Below are 2,548 nucleotides of genomic sequence, written 5' to 3'. Positions count from 1 at the left end.
GACATCGTCCTGCGCGACGCCAGCGCCGAGGGGGTGCGGCTGACGCTGAAGGCGCGAGCGGACGCCGCCGACCTGGACCTGACGTCCGGTTCCGTGACCTTGCTGGGGCATGAGCTGACCGCCCCGGCCCAGGCCATCCTGCCCCTCTATCTGCCGCTGCTGATCGGCGACAACGCCGTCGCCATCGGCGAGGCCGAGAGCCCGCGATGGAGCGAGGCCGAACGCATCCTGGCCGCCGCCCGCCCCCTGCCGGACGATGACGGCGAAGAGGACGACGCCCCGGCTGGCGACGGCCGCAACTGGCAATATCTGCTGAACAACACCAACGCCCTGGTGTCGCGCTCGGCCAAGTTCGTTCCGGTTCTGCTGATCGCCGTCATCACCGTCTCGGCCCTGTTCGCCATCAGCACGGGCGTCCCGGCCTGGCCCAAGTCGCAGCCCAAGCCCGCCAAGGTCCAGGCCGTCCTGTTGGAGGAAGGCTTCGACAAGCTGGTCGTCACCAAGACCGAGGCCGGCGATCTGCGCATCGAGGGAATGCTGGCCTCGGACGCCGAGCGCGTGCGCCTGCAACGCATCCTGGCCGCCCGCGAGTGGCGCCCCCGCCTGGAGCTTCAGACCCACGACGGCATCGCCCGTCAGGTGGAGGAGCTCTACCTCGCCAACGGCGTGAAGGCGGCCGCGCGCTCGGTCGGCGCGGGCATGGTGCGGCTGGACGTCACCGGCAGCGACCCGGACGAGGCCGCCCGCCTGGAGCGGCTGGCCATGGGCGAAATCAAGGGCCTGCGCCGCATCGACGTCAGCATGCTGCCCGGCGCCGACGAGGGCGGCCGCTTCGAAGACATTCAGCAGGGCGGCGGCAAGCGGGTGGTGTCGGTGATCGGCGGCGAGCGCGGCCACGTCACCACCGCCGACGGCGCCCGCTACTTCCCCGGCGCCGTCCTGCCGACCGGCCACCGCATCGTCTCGATCGAGGACACCCGCGTCCTGGTCGAGCGCAACGGCTCCCGTTCCGAACTCAACTTCTGACCCCAGCCCAAAAGGAGAATACCCATGTCATCCCAAAGTCTGAACGGCCTCGGCATGCTAGCCGTCTCGCCCGGCCTGAACAGCGAGCGCGACAAGGCCCGCCCCGGCTCCTGGTTCGAGGCGATGGCCCATTCCTGGGGTCAGACCCTGGACGCCCAGGCCGGCCGCATCGTCGAACTGTCCGAGCAGATCGGACCGGGCGGCGAGGACAAGCCCTCGACCATGGCCATGCTGACCGCCGAGTCGATGCGCATGAACTTCATGGCCAACTCCTCCTCCACCTCGACCGACTCCGTCGGCAAGGCGCTGGAGACCATGGCTCGCAAGAACTGAGCCCTTCATTTCAACAGGAGGGGCCCATGTCCTTCGAAGCCTCGGCCGCCGCAGCGGCCATACCGCCCGAAATGCTGCAACCCCAGACACAGCAGATCGACGTCGCCTACAACGCCACCCTCAGCCAGGCGGTGCAGTTCCAGAACCTGCTGCACGTCACGCCCCTGTCGGCTCCGGCCGCCCCGACCGAGCCCAACGGCGTCATGAAGACCATGATGGGCGCCCTGGAGCAGGTGAACGGTCAGGCCTCGGACCTCGCCGCCCTGGCCCAGGCCGCCGAGGGCAAGGCCGGCGGCATGACGCCGGGCGAAATGGTCATGATGACCGTCCGCGCGCACGAGTTCATGTTCAACTGCCAGCTCACCTCCAACATGGCCAACCGCACCTCGGACGGCCTGCAGCAGCTGTTCCGGCAACAGTCCTGAGGGAGGCGGTCATGCGAATCCGATCGCTCGCCGCCCTCGCGGGCGCAGCCCTCCTGCTCGCCGCCTGCGGCCAGCAGGAGCTTTACGGCGGCCTGACGGAACGCGACGCCAATGAGATGGTCGCCGTGCTCAAGGCTCAGGGGCTGGACGCTTCCAAGACCCGCGACGGCGACAACTGGGTGCTGAAGGCGGATCGCGGCGACTTCTCCCGCGCGGTGGCCCTGCTGCACGACCGGGGCTATCCGCGCCAGAACTTCGCCAGCATGGGCGAGGTCTTCCAGAAGGAGGGCTTCGTCTCCTCGCCGATGGAGCAGCGTATGCGCATGATGTACGCGCTGCAGCAGGAGCTGGGCCAGACCATCTCCTCCATCGACGGCGTGGTGCAGGCGCGCGTCCACATCGCCGTGCCGGAAAGCGATCCCCTGGCGCAGGAGAAGCCGCCCTCCTCCGCCTCGGTCTTCATCAAGCATCGGCCCGACTACGACATCTCGGCCCAGACCGGCTCGATCAAGGCCCTGGTGGTCAACTCGATCGAGGGTCTGCCCTACGACAAGGTCACGGTCGTCGCCTTCCCAGCGTCCGAAGTCCTGACCCAGCCGCAGGCGCCGGCCGTCACCCAGCTCAGCCTGCCGCTGGGCGTGCTGATCCTGGGCGCGGCGGGACTGGGCATCTACGGCCTCTATCGGCGACCCAAGCCGCGCGCCAAGGCAGACGCCAAGCGAGGCGAGGCTTGACGCCGGACGCCGCCAGGACCGAACGCGCCG

At 69.2% G+C, this 2,548-nt stretch carries 4 protein-coding genes; all 4 read left to right on the top strand.

Translation table 11 applies throughout. The annotated features are described in order from the left end of the window. Positions 1 to 1,026: SctD/MshK family protein (locus BDIM_RS05370; RefSeq protein ID WP_040345113.1), on the top strand; the 1,026-nt coding region annotated here is incomplete at its 5' end. 24 nt (positions 1,027 to 1,050) lie between these two features. Beyond that, a complete protein-coding gene (locus tag BDIM_RS05365) occupies positions 1,051 to 1,359 on the top strand; it encodes a hypothetical protein (protein ID WP_112999251.1) in 309 nt (102 codons plus the stop codon). A 26-nt stretch (positions 1,360 to 1,385) separates the two neighbouring features. Beyond that, a complete protein-coding gene (locus tag BDIM_RS16810) occupies positions 1,386 to 1,784 on the top strand; it encodes a hypothetical protein (protein ID WP_003164556.1) in 399 nt (132 codons plus the stop codon). 11 nt (positions 1,785 to 1,795) lie between these two features. Continuing rightward, positions 1,796 to 2,518, top strand: a complete 723-nt coding sequence (gene sctJ / locus BDIM_RS05355) for a type III secretion system inner membrane ring lipoprotein SctJ (protein WP_003164555.1) — start codon at positions 1,796 to 1,798, stop codon at positions 2,516 to 2,518. Positions 2,519 to 2,548 lie beyond the last annotated feature (30 nt).

Origin of the sequence: Brevundimonas diminuta ATCC 11568 (assembly GCF_000204035.1) — a bacterium.
Taxonomy (GTDB): Bacteria; Pseudomonadota; Alphaproteobacteria; order Caulobacterales; family Caulobacteraceae; genus Brevundimonas; species Brevundimonas diminuta.
This window is presented reverse-complemented; position numbering and strand designations above follow the sequence as displayed.